Here is a 15,781-nt window from a genome sequence, read left to right as displayed (position 1 = left end):
GGGCCTGTCGTTTACTGAAAAGCGACCTCGGCAAAGCTGCGCAGCTTGCGGCTGTGCAGGCGGTCAACACCACCGTTGCGCAGGATCTCGATGGCGCGCATGCCGATGCGCAGATGCTGGTCCACCCGCTCGCGGTAGAAGTGGTTGGCCATGCCGGGCAGCTTGATTTCGCCGTGCAGGGGCTTGTCGCTCACGCACAGCAGAGTGCCATAGGGCACGCGAAAGCGGAAGCCGTTGGCGGCGATGGTGGCGCTTTCCATGTCCAGCGCCACGGCGCGGCTCTGGCTGAAGCGGCGCTGTGGCGTGTTGTCGGGCAGCAGCTCCCAGTTGCGGTTGTCGGTGCTGGCCACGGTGCCGGTGCGCATGATGCGCTTGAGTTCGTCACGGCCCATCTGCGTGACATCGGCCACGGCCTGCTCCAGCGCGACCTGAATTTCTGACAGCGCGGGAATCGGCACCCACAGCGGCAGGTCTTCGTCCAGCACATGGTCTTCGCGCACATAGGCATGGGCCAGCACGTAGTCGCCCAGCTGCTGGCTGTTGCGCAGGCCGGCGCAGTGGCCCAGCATCATCCAGGCGTGCGGGCGCAGCACGGCGATGTGGTCGGTGATGGTCTTGGCGTTGGCCGGGCCCACGCCGATGTTGACCATGGTGATGCCGCTCGCGTCCTTGCGCACCAGGTGGTAGGCGGGCATCTGCGGCAGGCGGGGTGGAGCGGCGCCCAGGTCGTCGCCTGCCTCGGCGCTCAGGCCCGCTCGGCGTGTGACCACGTTGCCGGGTTCGATGAAGGCGATGTATTCGCTGTCGGGCTTGGCCATCTCGGCATGGCCCAGGCGCACGAACTCGTCGATGTAGAACTGGTAATTGGTGAACAGCACAAAGTTCTGGAACCATTCGGGCGCTGTGCCCGTGTAGTGGCGCAGGCGGTGCAGCGAATAGTCCACGCGCGGCGCGGTGAACAGCGACAGCGGCTGGGCCTCGCCCGGTGCTGCCTGCCAGGTGCCGTTGGCAATACCGTCGTCCATGGCGGCCAGGTCGGGCAGGTCGAACACGTCGCGCATCAGCATGCGCCGGTCCTGGGTCAAAGTGCCTTCAATGTGGTCGTGCTCTGCAAACGAGAAATGGATGGGAATCGGGTGGGTGCTGGTGCCCACTTCCAGCTCCACGTTGTGGCTGGCGCGCAGCAGGCGGAACTGCTCGGCGTAGTAGTTGGCAAACAGGTCGGGCCGCGTCAGGGTGGTCTCATAGCGCCCGGGGCCTTCCACAAACCCATAGGCCAGCTTGGTGTCGGCCCGCGCCACGGTGGTGGTGTGCACCCGCACAAACGGGTAGAAAGCGCGCACCGGGCCCTCTGGCGTCTCACCCGCCACAAAACGCTGCATGGCGTCGCGCAGGTGTCCGATTTGTTGCTGATAGATGCGCTGCACCTGGGCCAGTGCATCGGCTGGGTCGGTGTGGCGGGTGGGGGCGATGAAGTCGGGGATAAGGGGCATGCCCCTATTGTCCACAAGCCGGAGTGGTTGGCATGACAACATGCCACTGCCACTGCGGCGAGAGATGCTCCGTACGAACCGAGCGGGCCAAGTGTGCACCGCAGACCGCCCGAGTCCGCTGGTGCACACCGAGCGGTGATGTGTGCAGAGGTTCCCTAGCGTTGCAGCCAGTTGCCGGTGGCCTGGGCATCCATGGGTACCGACACCACAAACCCCTGGATCACATCGCACCCCAGCTCCTTGAGCAATGCGATCTGCCCCTGCGTTTCCACTCCCTCTGCCACGGTCTTGAGCTGCAGGCTGCGGGCCATCTGGATGATGGCGGTGACGATGGCGACGTCATCGGCGTTGCCGGGGGTGTCGGTGACAAATGACCGGTCGATCTTGAGCTTGTCGATGGGGTAGCGCTTCAGATAGGCCAGGGACGAGTACCCGGTGCCAAAGTCATCGATGGAGATGCCGACGCCCAAGGCCTTGACGGCGTGCAGGGTGTTCAAGGTCTGGCCGGTCTGGTGCATGAGCACGGACTCGGTCAGTTCGATCTCCAGATATTGCGGTGCCAGCCCTGTTTCCTGGAGGACGGCAGAAATGTCGGCGGCCACGTCGCGCTGGCGGAATTCAAGGGCCGAGAGGTTGACCGCCACGGGCACCCTGGCCAGGCCCTGGTCCTGCCAGGCCTTGAGTTGTCGGCAAGCCTCGTGCATTACCCAGCGGCCAATGGGGGTGATGAGACCGCGTGACTCCGCAAACGTGATGAACTCATCAGGCCCCACCAGTCCACGCTCGGGGTGGCGCCAGCGCACCAGCGCTTCCAGGCCCTGCAGCCTGCCGTCGGCCAGGCAAATTTGCGGCTGGAAATGCAGCACAAAGTGGTTGCGGGCGATGGCGTCGCGCAGCAGGCGCTCCTGGTGCAGCACATCAAGGGCGCTGGCCTCCATGCTGGTGGCGTAGAACTGGCGGTTGCCGCGCCCGCTGTCCTTGGCGTGCTGCATGGCCGCGTCGGCGCAGCGCAGCAGCATGTCGGCGCTGCCGCCGTGGTCCGGGTACAGGCTGATGCCGATGGACGGGGAGATGGTGAGCGGCAGTTGATCGACCGTGAACACGCCGTGCATGGAGTCCAGCAGCTTGTCGGCCACCATGGCCGCGTCATCGGGCGTCTGCACGTCGGTCAGCACCACCACAAACTCATCACCGCCGATGCGCGCGACCACGTCGGCATCGCGCACGCCCTGGCGCAGTCGCTCGGCGACGTTGCACAGCAGCTGGTCGCCCGCATGGTGGCCGAGCGAGTCGTTCACGGTCTTGAAATGGTCCAGGTTCATGAACAGCACCGCCACACGGCCATGCCGCCTGCGCGCCAGCGACAGCACCTGCGACAGCTGCTCCATCAGGAAGTGCCGGTTGGGCAATTGCGTGAGGGGGTCGTGCAGTGCAATGAAGGCCTCGCGCTCCTGCGCCTGCTTGCGGGCCGTGATGTCGCGCACCACCACGATGCGGTAGTCCGCGTGGTGCAGGGGCATGGTCTTGCCGACGACCTCGACGGGGATGGCATGGCCGTCCTTGTGGCGGATCGTCACCTCGTAGGGGTCCTCACGCCCGCTGCGGGTGTATTCGAGCGCGGTGGCGCGCCATTCAGGGCTGATGAAGTTGAAGATCGACAGGCCCAGCACCTCGTGCAGCGCAAATCCCGTCAGGCGGTACAGCGCCTCATTGCCGTCGGTGATGATGCCATCGCGGTGGAAAACGATGGCCTCGTCCGTGGCCTCGGTGAACTTGCGCATGCGCTCTTCACTTTGGCGTACCGTGCGTTCGGCACGCCAGCGTTCGGTGATGTCTGTGATCAGGACAAAGGAGCCCATTTGCCGTTGATCGCCGCCAAAGTGCGGGATCAAATTGACTTCGATCATGCGCGCCTCGCCATTGGGCAAAGTCTGCTCGCGTGTGTACTTCACATGTTCGCCGAGCAGAGACTGCTGCACGTGGGGTTCGATGGCCTGCCATGCCTTGTCGCCAATCGCTTGCTGGACCGTCAGGCCCAGGATGGATTCGGTGGTGTGGCCGTTGTAGGCCGCGTAGCCCTGGTTGGCAAACCGGCAACGCAGATCAGGGACGTCGTAGTAGGCCATCAAGGCCGGTACCGAGTCGGCGATCAGGCGCAGCAAGGCGTCGCTGGAGCCGCTGGGGCCAGGGGCGGGGGCTGCGTTGTGGGGGTCTTGCATGGGCAGGCGCGGATGGGGTTCGTTATAGCCGATCCACCGAGCGCCAAGGCTTGGGGCAACTCCGCATGTCCGCTATGCAGAAGCGGTACGGGGCCAGTCTTTCTGTCACCATGGAGCGTTGCCAGGAGAGCCATCCACAGGAAAGGTGCGAGAGTTTCATGCACGAGTTCGGAAGTTTTTTCACCGCGCTGGCCGTGCTGGCGAGCGCGGCGGGGTGCGGTTTGCTGATGGGCATCGAGCGCGAGCGCCGCAAGGGTGAAGGGCCTGACCGGGCGCTGGCCGGGGTGCGGTCGTTCGCCCTGGCCTCGTTGGGGGGGGCTGCGGCAGCGCTGACGGGCCTGTCCGCCCTGGTGGCGGTGGGGGCTGCCCTGGTGGCGGCGCTGACTGTGGTGGCTTATGCACGTGACCGATCCGGCGACCCCGGCGTGACCACCGAGATCGCGCTGTTGCTGGCCTATGTGATCGGAGTGACCTGCGCACGCGACCAGTTGCTGGCTGCCGCCCTGGCAGTGGTGGTGACGGGATTGCTGGCGATGCGGGGCGCGCTGCACCAGTTCTCCAACCAGTGGCTACAGCCCGGCGAGGTGCGCAGCGGGCTCATTCTGGCCGCGCTGGCCTTGCTGGTGTACCCACTCGTCCCCAACACCCCCCTGTGGCAGGGGGTGCTGAACCCGCAGGTGGTGGTGCGTCTGGTCATCGTGCTGCTGGTGATCCAGTCGCTGGCGCATCTGGCCAAACGGCTGATGCAGGCGCGCCATGCGGTGGCGCTGTCGGCGCTGGCCTCGGGCTTTGTGTCGAGCACCGCCACCATTGGCAGCTTGGGCATGGAGGTGCGTGCGGGCCGGGCCACGGCGCGCACGAACGCAGGCGCTGCGGTGCTTTCGTGTGTGGCCACCATGGCGCAGATTGTGGTGGTGGCCGTCACGGTGCAGCCACAGTGGCTTGCGCGTTTGTGGCTGCCCGCACTGGCGGGCGGGTGCGTGGCGGTTGCCGTGGGGTGGTGGTGCGGTCGGGGTGCGGCGCGCTACCTTGCAACGGCTGCATCGCCTACGAATGCCGAAGCGCAGAGGGCTGCTGTCATCCCTCCCGACACCCCCATGTTCAAGTTGCGCGATGCCCTCTTGATTGCCGCCCTGCTCACCGGCATACAGGCCAGTGTGCAGGGGCTGACAGCGTGGCAGGGCGACGCGGGCATGCTCGCAGGCGCGCTGCTGGCGGCCCTGGCAGACGTGCACGCCGCCACAGCGGCAGTGCTGGTACGCGGCGGGCCAGACAGTGCGGCTGCACCCGCCATTGCGCAGGCCCTGATGGTCGCTCTGCTGGTGCATGCGGGTAGCAAATGTGTGGTGGCCCTGGCCAGTGGGGGCTGGCGCTACGCCCTGGCCGTGGCGCCGGGCGTGCTGGCACACACCCTGGCCTTTGTGGGGGTGTTGGCCCTGCAGGCGTAGCGGTCTGTAGGGGGTGGGCGGGATAATCGCCCCATGACCTCCAAAGAAAACCTAGCCCGCACTGATTTCAGCACGCTGGCCCTGAGCCCCGCCACGCTGGCCAACCTGCAGCAGCTGGGCTACACGCAAATGACCCCCATCCAGGCGGCCAGCCTGCCGCCCGCGTTGCTGGGCAAGGACCTGATCGCCCAGGCCAGCACCGGCAGCGGCAAGACCGCCGCGTTTGCCTTGGCCCTGCTGGCCAACCTCAACCCCCGCCGTTTTGCGGTGCAGGCCCTGGTGCTGTGCCCCACGCGCGAGCTGGCCGACCAGGTGACCACCGAGATCCGCCGCCTGGCTCGTGCCGAAGAAAACATCAAGGTCGTAACCCTGTGCGGCGGCGTGCCGCTGCGCGCGCAGACGCTGAGCCTGGAGCATGGCGCGCACATCGTGGTGGGCACGCCCGGCCGCGTGATGGACCACCTGGAGCGCCAGCACCTGAGCCTGGAAGCGCTCAACACCCTGGTGCTCGATGAGGCCGACCGCATGCTCGACATGGGCTTCTTCGACGACATCGTGGTGGTGGCCAAGCAGTGCCCCAAGGAGCGCCAGACCCTGCTGTTCTCGGCCACTTACCCCGAGGGCATTGCCAAGCTCAGCGCGCAGTTCATGAAGTCGCCCGAGCAGATCACCGTGCAGGCGCAGCATGCCGAAGGCAAGATCGAGCAGCGCTGGTATGAGGTCAAAAACAGCGAGCGCCTGCACACGGTGTCGCAACTGCTCAACCACTTCCGGCCGGAGTCGTCCATCGCGTTCTGCAACACCAAGCAGCAGTGCCGCGACCTGGTGGGTGTGCTGCAGGCGCAGGGCTTTAGCGCGCTGGCGCTGTTTGGCGAGCTGGAGCAGCGCGAGCGTGACCAAGTGCTGGTGCAGTTTGCCAACCGCAGTTGCTCGGTGCTGGTGGCCACCGATGTGGCCGCGCGCGGGCTGGACATTGCCAACCTGGCCGCCGTGATCAACGTGGATGTGACGCCCGACCCCGAGGTGCACATCCACCGCATCGGCCGCACGGGCCGGGGCGATGCCGAAGGGCTGGCGCTCAACCTGGCCAGCATGGACGAGATGGGCAGCGTGGGCAAGATCGAGCAGCTGCAGGGCCGCGAGTCACGCTGGTTCCTGGTGGCCGACCTCACGCCCACCGGCAGCGGCCCACTGGTGCCGCCCATGGTCACCATCCAGATCATCGGCGGCCGCAAGGAGAAGATCCGTGCGGGCGACGTACTGGGCGCGCTGACCGGCGAGATGGGCTACACCCGTGAGCAGATCGGCAAGATCAACGTGAACGACTTCTCCACCTATGTGGCGGTGGACCGCACCATCGGCGCCCAAGCTGCCCAGCGCCTGAACCAGGGGCGTGTGAAGGGCAAGACCGTGAAGGCCCGCATGGTGACCGGAACCCAGGACTTTGAATGAAAAGCGCCGGATGCGCTAGTGAATCATGCACTGATAGCTATCAATTTGATAGTAAGTGCATGCCCTGCACCCGGCTGCGTCAGCGCCGGGCTGCGGCGGTCTCCAGCATCCGCACCATCTCGCCGAAGCCCCGCTGGCGCGCCAGCTGCAAGGGCGTGTTGCCCTGCCGGTCGGTCAGTGCCTGGCTGGCCCCCGCCTGTAGCAAGGCCTGTAGCGTGGCCTGGTGGCGCGGGCCGCCGTTGCCCAGCACGATGGACTCGATGAGCGCCGTCCAGTGCAGGTTGTTCACGTGGTCCAGCGGCGCCCCGGCGGCGATCAGCTGGCGCACCACACCGTCGTGCCCCAGGTGGGCAGCGGCAATGAGGGCCGTGCCGTCGTAGCGGCTGGTCACCTGCCTGGCGCTGGCGCCCAGCTGCAGCAGCAGGCGTAGCGTGGCTTCGTCGTCGGCCACGGCGGCGATGGTCACGGCGTCGTAGCGGTCGTTTTCCAGCGCGTTCAGATCGGCACCGGCTTTGGCGAGGGTGCGGATGGCATCGGCCTGACGGGCGTAGGTAGCCACATGCAGTGGCGTGCGGCCATACGCGTCGCGGGCGTTTGCATCGGCGCGTGCGGCGATCAGCTTGGACAGGGCGGGCACATCACCCCGTGCTGCGGCGGCGTGCAGGCCCTGGTAAGCAGCCGTTTCGGCGGCAGTGGGAGGCACCTGGGCCTGGGCCGTGGTGGCGCAGGCCAGTGCTGCGGCCAGTGCGAAAACAAGGTTCCAGTGCTTCAAGGGTGCCTCCGATGGCGTGCGTTGCGGGTGAGGGCGGGTGATTACTTCAGCAGGTCCTGCACTTTGGCGATGCCCGCCACGGCACATTGCTCGTCCAGGTGGCCGCCGGGTGCGCCGCCCACGCCGACAGCGCCGATCACTTCGTTGCCCACCTTCACCGGCACGCCACCACCCAGCAGCAGGTAGCCGGGAATGTTCACCAGGTTCGCCGCAGCGGGGTTCTTCTGCGCGCCTTCCATCATGGCCAGTGTGGTGTTCTTGGCCGATGCCGAGGTGTAGGCCTTCAGGCGGCTGGCTTCCAGCGTGTGGGGGCCTGCGTTGTCGGCGCGGTGCACGGCGCGCACAGTGCCTGCGCGGTCCACCACGGTGGCGGTCACGGCGTAGCCGTTGGTGGTGCAGGTGGCCACAGTCTGTGCGGCAATCTGCGTGGCCAGGTCCAGCGACATGTTCTTTTCGGTGCGCACGCCTTCGGCGCTGGCGGCCGTGGCGATCAGGGACAGGGTGAGGGCGGCGACGGTGGCGAGGCGGTTTTGCATGGTGTTCTCCGGTGTTTCTGGATCGGTGCCACCCTTTGTGGCGCCGTGGGAGAACTGTAGAAATTGCCGCCGTTTTCAGCCATTCGGGCGGCTACGCGCGGCCCTCCGTAGAACTACGGAAAGACCACAGAGGGCAGGCCAGTTCACTCGGCTGCATCCACCAGCGCCGCATAGCGCCGGATCAGCTGCGCCAGTGATTCAGCTCCCAGCTTGGCAAACAGGTTGGCGCGGTGCGTCTCCACCGTGCGGGGGGAGAGTTCGAGCGCCCTGCCGATTTCCTTGTTGGTCAGGCCTTCGACGATCAGTCCCAGCACCTCGCGTTCCCGGGCGGACAGCTGCACAAAACGCTCGCGCGCCTGCTGGTCGGCCTGGTGGCGTTCGCGCGAGCGCACATGCTGGCGCACGGCGTTCTGCAGCGCCTCGATCAGCACTTCGTCATCCACGGGCTTTTCGAGAAACTCTGCGGCCCCTGCCTTGAAGGCGCGGCGGCACATCTCCACCGTGCCGTGCCCGGTGAGCAGGATCATGGGCTGGTCCACGCCCTGCGCCAGCAGCTGCTCCAGCACCGTGAGGCCGCTGATGCCGGGCATGCGCACGTCGAGCACGATGGCGCCAATGCTGGCGCGGTCGAACCCCGCCATGAAGGACTGTGGGTCGGCCCAGGTCTGCACGCGCAGGCCCACGGTGCTGATGAGCAGTGACAGGCTGTCGCGCACGGCGGCGTCGTCGTCCACCAGGTGGATCAGGGGCGAGAGGGATGGGGCGCTATCGGTCATGGGCGGGTGGGGCGGCGCACAGGGTCAGCACAAACTCGGCACCCCGGTGGGCGGCGGACGGGGGCGTGGCCTCGGGCGCCAGGGTCAGCTGCGCACCCATGGCCTGCGCCAGGCTCTCGCAAAGCGTGAGGCCCAGGCCCAGCCCACCGGTGCGGGTGGTGTAGAAGGGCTCGAACAGGTGCTGGCGCGCCTCGGGCGGTATGCCCGGACCGTGGTCGCGTACCGACAGGGCCACGTGTCCGGCACCGGCGCGCGCCATCTCAAGGTGCAGCTGGCGTTCAGGGGGGGGCACTTGCTCCAGTGCCTGCAGGGCGTTCATCAGCAGGTTGTGGATGATCTGCTGCAGGGCCACGGGTTCGGCCAGCACCTGGGGCAAGTCAGGGGGGGCAGACACCTCGGGCGCCACGCCGCGCTGCGCCATTTCTGGCTCCAGCAGGTGCAGCACGTCCTGCACGGCGGTGGGCAGCGCCAGTGGCTGGGCCTGGGCCGCCAGGTCGGGCCGCTCTACCAGGCGGCGCAGTCGGCCCACCACGGTGGACGCGCGGCGTGCCTGTTCCACAGCCCTGGCCATGGCGGTTTGTGCCGTCGCCAGCTCGGGCGGGTCATCGGCCAGCAGGCGCTGCGCAGCCTGGGTGCTGGACAGCAGTGCGGTCAGCGGCTGGTTCAGTTCGTGGGCCATGCCTGCAGCCAGCTCGCCCAGCGTGTTCAGCCGAGCCACCTGGCCCAGGCGCAGCAGCTCTTCCGCCCGTTGGCGGGCAACGCGCTGGCGCCACAGTGCGCGGCCTGCAGCCCACAGTGCCGCGGTCAGCAGGCACCAGCCCAGCATGCCCCACCAGGGCAGCTCGTGCAGGCCCACGCTGCGCCGGGCCACCACATCCAGCGGCTGGCTGGGTGCGGCCAGCAGTTTGTGAAAGTCGTAGCTGCGGATGCCACTGCCCTGATTGGCATGGCCGGGCTGCACCACAAAGGCAGCGCCGCTTCGCTCCAGCGTCACGCGAACCGGGCTGGTCGCCATGTCCATAGGCCACTCGTCGGTCGGGATGGTGGTGCGAAGGTCGATGTGCAGCGCATAGCTGCCGGGCGTGCCCGCGAGCACCAGGTAGTAGCGGCCTGCGGGCAGGTTCAGCCCTGCCATAGCGGCGTGGCCGGTGCGGCGCGAGGTGGCTTCGGCTGCCGCCAGTTCGGCCTGCAGCGCGGGAGGCCAGTCGCTGTGGGCCGCCCTCTGCAGCACGGCCAGGATCTGGGGGTACACCGATGTCAGGCGGGGCAGGGGCGATGCCGCGTTGTGCAGGTCATCCGCCGCAGCGGCGGGCTGCAACAGCGCCAGCGTGGCCATGATGGCGTCGTGCTGCACCACGCGCTGGCTCAGTAGCCGGTGCACGATGCGCGCGTCCGTCTCAAATGCCGCGTGCAATTGCTGCAAGCGGTTGACCGCCAGCCAGCCAGAGCCAGCACAGGCCACCAACGCCCATAGCAGCAGGCTGGGCAGGTGGGGCGTGTGTCGCAAAAGAAGGCGCCAGGCGGGGAGCATGCGCGGATTCTGGCATGGGGGCTGCGTTGCCTCAGCCCTGGGCTGCACTCGTGCCTCCCATTAAACGGAGCTTAAGGTGGCTCTGGTGTAATTTCCGATTCGCCTGTCTGCCGCTCCTTCGCATACCCACCATGTCCGCATCTTCTCCAGCATCCCACCCCTGGCTATCGCCCCGCAACCTGCTCTGGGCCTCGGTGGCCGTGGCGGTGGTCACCATCGCACTCAAGACGCTGGCCTGGGTGGTCACGGGCTCGGTGGGTCTGTTGTCCGACGCGATGGAGTCGTTTGTGAACCTGGCCAGCGCCATGTTTGCGTTGGCGATGGTGACGGTGGCGGCGCGGCCGGCTGATGACGACCACCCCTATGGCCACCACAAAGCCGAGTATTTTTCTTCGGGCTTCGAGGGCATCCTCATCGTGGGCGTATCGGCGGGCATCCTGTGGGCTGCCGGGCATCGGTTGTTCGACCCACAACCCATCGAGCAGGTGGGCTGGGGCCTGGGGCTTTCGGTGCTCAGCTCGGCCCTGAACGGGCTGTTGGCATGGGTGATGTTCCGCTCGGCGCGCGAGCACCGGTCCATCGCGCTGGAGGCCGATGCCCGCCACCTGGTGACCGACGTGTGGACCTCGGCCGGTGTGCTGGTGGGCATTGCGGGCGCGGCCCTCACCGGCTGGCTGTGGCTGGATGCGGTGGCGGCGATTGCCGTGGCGCTGAACATCCTGAAAGAGGGCGTGGAGCTGGTGTGGCGTTCGTCCCAGGGCCTCATGGATTCAGCGGTGGAGCCCGAGGTGCAGGCCACCATCGAAGTCACGCTGCAGCAATTTGTGGCGGCACAGGCACCCGGTGCCGTGCGGTTCGACCATGTCTCCACGCGCCGCGCAGGCCAGCGCCAGTTTGTGGACATGCACCTGCATATGCCCGCCCACTGGACCTTGCGCCACGCGGCAGAACTGCGCGGCCAGGTCGAGCGCGCGCTGATGACCGCCGTGCCCGGCCTGCGCGCCACTATCGAGCTGCTGCCCACGGATGTGGAGGCGCATTTCGACGACCCCCGTGATGATTTGAAGGATGCCGTGAAGTGATCAGCGTATTGCAACGTGTGCGCGAAGCGCGTGTAGAAGTCGAGGGGCAAACCGTGGGCGCCATCGGCGCAGGCCTGCTCGTGCTGGTGTGCGCCGAGCGCGGCGACACCGATGCCGAGGCCGACAGGCTGCTGGCCAAGCTCCTCAAGCTGCGGATTTTTTCGGACGCTGCGGGCAAGATGAACCAGAGCGTGCAGGATGTGGGCGGCGGCCTGCTGCTGGTCAGCCAGTTCACCCTGGCGGCAGACACCACCGGCGGCAACCGCCCCAGCTTCACCCAGGCGGCCGCGCCTGACGAGGGGCGGCGGCTGTACGACTACCTGGTGGCCCAGGCGCGCAAGATTCACCCTGTGGTGGCCACCGGCCAGTTTGCAGCCGATATGCAGGTGCACCTGGTCAACGACGGACCGGTGACGATTCCGCTGCGGATGCCGCCTGCAGCTCATCAAAATTGATAGCTGCTTTCGCTTGATATATAAGCGCTAGAGCCTATTTAGGCTCTGATGTTTTCCGAGAAACCAATGGCGACACAGGCAGAAACCGGAACGCCATGGACGCCAGCGTCAGCCAAGTCGCAATGGCCAACATGACGGCCGTGTGCGCATCCCAGCCCTGGCGCTGGGCGCCGTTGGCCACGATGCCGGTGAACCACTGCATCAGCGCCACGCCCAGGAACATCGCCATGGTGTACGCCGACAGGGCCCGGCCTGTGAGCGCGGCCGGGTATGAGGCGCGCACATCGGCGTACTGCAGCACGCCGTAGCCCGAGAGCAGCCCCATCAGCAGGATGAGCACCACGCTGGCCGCCGGGTGCACACGCAAAAATGCCAGCAGCGCGAACAGCCCAGCCATCAGCAGCGAGGCGTTGCCGATCCAGCGTCGGCGGCGGCCAATGCCTGGGTCCAGACGGCCCGCCAGACCGGGTGCAAACAGCGCAATCAAGGACAGGCCCAGCGCCACGTTGCCGCTGTCCACCAGCGTGAGGTGGTACCGCTCCATCAGCAACGGCGCCAGCCACAGGCCCCGCAGCGACAAAAACGCGGCGTAGCCCGACATGCCCAGCAGCAGGATGCCCCAGGTGTGCGGCACCGTGAGCAGCTGGCCAAAGCCCAGCAGCGCCTGGCCCCAGGTTTCGCGCTGCGCCGGTGGCGGCACGAGCGGGGCGGGCTCGTGCACCCGCAGCCAGATCAGCAGCCACGACAGCGCGCTGAGCACCGCCAGCACGGCATAACCCGTGCGCCAGCCGCCACCGTGCTGCACCAGCCAGGCCAGTGGCGTGCCGGTGAATAGCAGGCCCAGACCGCCAACTCCCATCGCCACGCCCGACAGGTAGGCAAACCGGTCGGCAGGGAAATGCCGCGCAATGAACAGCGTGCAGGCCAGAAACGCGGGCGAGCAGCCCACGCCGATCATCAACTGGCCCACCATCAGCCACGCATAGCCGGGCGCTGCCGCCGACAGCGCGGCCCCGCCAATCGCCAGCGGGAAAGCGGTCAGCACCGTGCGCCGCAGGCCCCACAGGTCCAGCCCCACGCCCATCAGCAACTGGGCCACACCGAACGACAGGCCGAACAGCCCGGCAAAGGCCCCCAGCGACCCCGGCGACAGCCCGAACTCTGCGGTCAGCCCCTGGGCCAGGATGGCCGTGGTGGTGCGAAACGCCTGGCTCAGCGCGAACCCGCTGAGCAGCGTGAGCAGCATGGCCCATAGCACGCGGGGCGGCGGGCGGCCGCTGTCTACCGTGGGTGTCGGCGCGGGTGCCGGTACCGCCGCAGGCGTGGACCTGGGCGTTGGCGGCGAGGCCGAGGGGCTGCTGTTCACTGCCGCCAGAAGAACACCGCCGCCATCACCAGCCCGGTAGCCACGATGCCCCAGCGCAGCACGTTGGCAGGCAGCTTGCGCGCCACGCGGGCGCCGCCATAGCCGCCTGCGGTGGCGGCCACCATCATCATCAGCGCCTGCGGCCACAGCACGATGCCGCCTGCTGCGTAGATGGCCACCGCAATCGCGGTGAGCAGCGCAGAGACCAGGTTCTTCATGCCGTTCATGGCGTTGAGCTGGGTTTGCCCCAGCAGGCCGAACAGTGCCAGCAGCAAGATGCCCAACCCGCCGTTGAAGTAGCCGCCATACCCCGCCACGGCCAGCATGCCCAGGGCCGCCTTCCACGGCGCGGCGGGGCCATGGGCAGACGCACCGGCCCACTGGCGCAGCCGGGGGCCCAGCGCAAACATCGCCGTGGCCGCCAGCAGCAGCCAGGGCACGACCTTGCGGAAGGTAGCGTCGGGCGTGATCAGCAGCAGCGCCGCCCCGGCCGATCCGCCGATGAGGGCCAGCAGCACCACCGCCCGCATGGACAGGCCGGGCGGCGGCTGCATGTCTTCCCGGAACCCCCAGGCCCCCGCCATGTAGCCCGGCAACAGCGCCACCGTGCCCGTGGCATTGGCCACCACGGGTGGCACGCCGGTGAAGACGAGGGCAGGCAGGGTCAGAAAGCTACCGCCACCGGCAACGGCATTGAGGGCGCCAGCGATGAAGGCGGCGGTGAGAAGCAAAGGTGTGTCGAGCATGCACCGATGGTAGGGGGTGGCGCCACCGCCATTGGCGACGGCGCAGGTGCAACACTTTTTCCTTCCCTGGCGCCTGTCAGGTGCTGGGGCTGGTCAATATGAAAGGGCTACCCTCAGCGCAATCAGTACAGATAGGCTGCATTGGGCGCGGCGGGTGTTACGCCATCCGTAGCGCTGCTGGTGCCCACGGCCAGGGTGCTGGCATCACCAGACAGCGCCACGCCAGCGCCGAAGCGCGCAAGTGCGCGCGGTTGGGGCGCCTTGAGGTAGGACCTGTGTGCCCAGGTGGTGCTGTCACGGCGGTAGATGTTGACGGCCCCGGCCGCGCTGGCGGCCTGGTTGCTGGCGTCGCCATTGATGCCGGGGGCGTTGCTGGCGTCCCTCAGGTTACCCAGGGCGAGCGTGCGGCCATCCGAGGAAAGCGACAACATGACGCTTGTTGACTGCGATTGGCCATCAGCCTTGACCGACAGGGCCGGCTGCTGCGTCCAGGCGTCCCCCGTGCGTGTGAAGGTTTGCAGCTCAACGCTGGAGAATCCAGCACCATCCAGGACGGCCAGCGTGCTTCCGTCCCCGGACAGCGCAAAGGGGTGCTCCCCATCCATTACGTCGGTGGTCTTGCTCCACACTTGCTTGGGGGAGCTCCACGTACCACTGAGTTGTGTCAGGACAGACACGTCGTGCTGGCTGTTCGCTGCGAGGAGTGTGCCATCGCTGGACAGGGCTACTACCGCTCCGAAGCGGGCCACACGCCGGTCGGTGCTGCTGCGTGGCAGGTGCGCCTGCTCCGCCCAGGCACTGTTGTTGCGGACAAAGGTGTGAACCGCGCCCAAACCACCGCCAAAAATGGAATCGCTTCCGCTGGAGATCGAGCCGACGAGGCTTCCTTCAAGCCCCGGGGTGAAGTTAGCGCCTTCTTCAGGTGCTCCCACTGCCAGCAGGTTTCCGTCGGCTGACAGAGCCACGCTGAAGCCAAAGTGTTGGGGGGTGCAGGGAAACACAAACGTGCCCATGACGTCGAGGCGGCTGCAGGATTCGACTTTCTGCGGTGTGTTGCGTGCCTTGATGTAAGCCTGCTGGCTCCAGGTGCCGCTGCTGCGAGTGAGCAGATAGACCGCTCCTGCGCCATACGCATCGCGGTTGGATGCATCACCATTGATGCCCCGCGCGTTGCTTCTTTCTTCCGGTGCGCCCACAGCCAGCGTATTAACGTCAGCAGACAAAGCCACGCTGGCGCCAAAGGCCATTTTGGCGGCGGAGTTGGTGCTTTCAATGCGCGCCTGCTGACTCCAGGTGCCGCCCACTGTATTGCGACTGAAGACATACACCGCGCCTGCCCCGGCCAACCCGCCTGAGCTGCCCTCGCTCGGGGATCCAACAACCATTGTTGCACCGTCCGCCGACAGGGCAATCACATTTGTATAGCTGCCAAATCGCGCGGGATTGCCGCCTGCGAGTTCGAACTTGCCAATGGCCTGCGTGAGGTCGGGGGTGACGGTGGCCGTGAACGGGCCACAGCCGTTCGCATCGCAGGCACGCAGTCGGTAACTGGCGTTCACACGCTCGTGTAGTAGCTGAGGGGCGAGGCTATGGGCGTAAGAGGTGCTGCTCAGTGCGCCTCCGAGCTGTGTCTCGGGCAGGGGGCCTGTCGGTCCATCGGGGTCCTCAAACAGTTCATAGCGTGTGGCTCCGGCGCTGGCATTCCAGCTGAAGTTGTAGCCCTTGATCCCATACCCCACGGTGAGGCTGGAAGGTGTAGGGGAGGTCGAGCTTCCGGAGCCACCGCCGCAGGCTGTCAGTACGAGCGGGATAGCGAGAAACAAGCCGTTCAGGGGTTGAAGAATGCGAGGCATGAAGGGATTCCTCAGAGTATTGGGTTTTGACGAGTGGAGTGGGAGGGCGTGC

General features: G+C 67.0%; 13 protein-coding genes. 4 read left to right on the top strand and 9 right to left on the bottom strand.

Annotation, left to right across the window (positions count from 1 at the left end; genetic code table 11):
• Window positions 1-11: 11 nt before the first annotated feature.
• Complete coding sequence (locus tag AC1Q64_RS10745) at window positions 12-1,493, bottom strand: AMP nucleosidase (RefSeq protein WP_291438232.1); 1,482 nt, start codon at window positions 1,491-1,493, stop codon at window positions 12-14.
• Window positions 1,494-1,648: 155 nt separating this feature from the next.
• A complete protein-coding gene (locus AC1Q64_RS10740; protein ID WP_492251317.1) occupies window positions 1,649-3,712 on the bottom strand; it encodes a putative bifunctional diguanylate cyclase/phosphodiesterase in 2,064 nt (687 codons plus the stop codon).
• A gap of 158 nt (window positions 3,713-3,870) precedes the next feature.
• On the opposite strand from AC1Q64_RS10740, the gene AC1Q64_RS10735 reads away from it, so the two are divergent.
• Together AC1Q64_RS10735 and dbpA are read left to right on the top strand one after the other, a co-directional pair.
• A complete protein-coding gene (locus AC1Q64_RS10735; protein WP_492251316.1) occupies window positions 3,871-5,160 on the top strand; it encodes an MgtC/SapB family protein in 1,290 nt (429 codons plus the stop codon).
• Between the two features lie 33 nt (window positions 5,161-5,193).
• Window positions 5,194-6,612, top strand: a complete 1,419-nt coding sequence (gene dbpA / locus AC1Q64_RS10730) for an ATP-dependent RNA helicase DbpA (RefSeq protein WP_492251315.1) — start codon at window positions 5,194-5,196, stop codon at window positions 6,610-6,612.
• 79 nt (window positions 6,613-6,691) lie between these two features.
• On the opposite strand, the gene AC1Q64_RS10725 is transcribed toward dbpA, so the two are convergent.
• The 4 genes from AC1Q64_RS10725 to AC1Q64_RS10710 form a co-directional block, all read right to left on the bottom strand.
• Window positions 6,692-7,384: an ankyrin repeat domain-containing protein gene (locus tag AC1Q64_RS10725; RefSeq protein ID WP_492251314.1), complete on the bottom strand. Its 693-nt coding sequence runs from the start codon at window positions 7,382-7,384 to the stop codon at window positions 6,692-6,694.
• 41 nt (window positions 7,385-7,425) lie between these two features.
• The gene (locus AC1Q64_RS10720) at window positions 7,426-7,920 is read right to left on the bottom strand and encodes a GlcG/HbpS family heme-binding protein (RefSeq protein ID WP_492251313.1); all 495 of its coding nucleotides are present in this window, start codon (window positions 7,918-7,920) and stop codon (window positions 7,426-7,428) included.
• 143 nt (window positions 7,921-8,063) lie between these two features.
• Window positions 8,064-8,696 (bottom strand): response regulator transcription factor, encoded by a 633-nt coding sequence (locus AC1Q64_RS10715; protein ID WP_291438226.1) that lies wholly within the window; start codon window positions 8,694-8,696, stop codon window positions 8,064-8,066.
• Window positions 8,686-10,227: a sensor histidine kinase gene (locus AC1Q64_RS10710; protein WP_492251312.1), complete on the bottom strand. Its 1,542-nt coding sequence runs from the start codon at window positions 10,225-10,227 to the stop codon at window positions 8,686-8,688. The genes AC1Q64_RS10715 and AC1Q64_RS10710 overlap by 11 nt, the downstream gene beginning before the upstream one ends.
• Window positions 10,228-10,358: 131 nt before the next feature.
• Between AC1Q64_RS10710 and AC1Q64_RS10705 the strand changes: the two genes are divergently transcribed.
• Both AC1Q64_RS10705 and dtd read left to right on the top strand, forming a co-directional pair.
• Window positions 10,359-11,309 carry a cation diffusion facilitator family transporter gene (locus tag AC1Q64_RS10705; protein ID WP_492251311.1) on the top strand — a complete coding sequence of 317 codons (951 nt, stop codon included), beginning with the start codon at window positions 10,359-10,361 and terminating at the stop codon, window positions 11,307-11,309.
• Window positions 11,306-11,764 carry a D-aminoacyl-tRNA deacylase gene (gene dtd, locus AC1Q64_RS10700; protein WP_291435906.1) on the top strand — a complete coding sequence of 153 codons (459 nt, stop codon included), beginning with the start codon at window positions 11,306-11,308 and terminating at the stop codon, window positions 11,762-11,764. Before AC1Q64_RS10705 ends, dtd begins: the two co-directional genes overlap by 4 nt.
• Window positions 11,765-11,798: 34 nt before the next feature.
• Here dtd and AC1Q64_RS10695 read toward each other — a convergent pair whose 3' ends face one another.
• From AC1Q64_RS10695 to AC1Q64_RS10685, 3 genes are all read right to left on the bottom strand, one after another.
• Window positions 11,799-13,130 (bottom strand): MFS transporter, encoded by a 1,332-nt coding sequence (locus AC1Q64_RS10695; protein WP_492251310.1) that lies wholly within the window; start codon window positions 13,128-13,130, stop codon window positions 11,799-11,801.
• On the bottom strand, window positions 13,127-13,876 hold the full coding sequence (locus tag AC1Q64_RS10690; protein WP_492251309.1) for a sulfite exporter TauE/SafE family protein: 750 nt from the start codon (window positions 13,874-13,876) through the stop codon (window positions 13,127-13,129). Before AC1Q64_RS10690 ends, AC1Q64_RS10695 begins: the two co-directional genes overlap by 4 nt.
• 122 nt (window positions 13,877-13,998) lie before the next feature.
• Window positions 13,999-15,729, bottom strand: coding sequence for a hypothetical protein (locus AC1Q64_RS10685; protein WP_492251308.1), 1,731 nt, complete (start codon window positions 15,727-15,729; stop codon window positions 13,999-14,001).
• Between the last annotated feature and the right edge of the window lie 52 nt (window positions 15,730-15,781).

The organism is Acidovorax sp. GW835-FHT14G06, from assembly GCF_058793595.1.
Note: the sequence above shows the minus strand (reverse complement) of the source record. Positions and strands in the feature narration are given on the sequence as shown.

What these genes read in the sequence shown, in the direction of transcription:
- AC1Q64_RS10745 (WP_291438232.1), bottom strand. Translation starts at nt 1,493, where the DNA reads ATGCCCCTTATCCCCGACTTCATCGCCCCCACCCGCCACACCGACCCA.
- AC1Q64_RS10740 (WP_492251317.1), bottom strand. Translation starts at nt 3,712, where the DNA reads ATGCAAGACCCCCACAACGCAGCCCCCGCCCCTGGCCCCAGCGGCTCC.
- AC1Q64_RS10735 (WP_492251316.1), top strand. Translation starts at nt 3,871, where the DNA reads ATGCACGAGTTCGGAAGTTTTTTCACCGCGCTGGCCGTGCTGGCGAGC.
- dbpA (WP_492251315.1), top strand. Translation starts at nt 5,194, where the DNA reads ATGACCTCCAAAGAAAACCTAGCCCGCACTGATTTCAGCACGCTGGCC.
- AC1Q64_RS10720 (WP_492251313.1), bottom strand. Translation starts at nt 7,920, where the DNA reads ATGCAAAACCGCCTCGCCACCGTCGCCGCCCTCACCCTGTCCCTGATC.
- AC1Q64_RS10715 (WP_291438226.1), bottom strand. Translation starts at nt 8,696, where the DNA reads ATGACCGATAGCGCCCCATCCCTCTCGCCCCTGATCCACCTGGTGGAC.
- AC1Q64_RS10710 (WP_492251312.1), bottom strand. Translation starts at nt 10,227, where the DNA reads ATGCTCCCCGCCTGGCGCCTTCTTTTGCGACACACGCCCCACCTGCCC.
- AC1Q64_RS10705 (WP_492251311.1), top strand. Translation starts at nt 10,359, where the DNA reads ATGTCCGCATCTTCTCCAGCATCCCACCCCTGGCTATCGCCCCGCAAC.
- AC1Q64_RS10690 (WP_492251309.1), bottom strand. Translation starts at nt 13,876, where the DNA reads ATGCTCGACACACCTTTGCTTCTCACCGCCGCCTTCATCGCTGGCGCC.
- AC1Q64_RS10685 (WP_492251308.1), bottom strand. Translation starts at nt 15,729, where the DNA reads ATGCCTCGCATTCTTCAACCCCTGAACGGCTTGTTTCTCGCTATCCCG.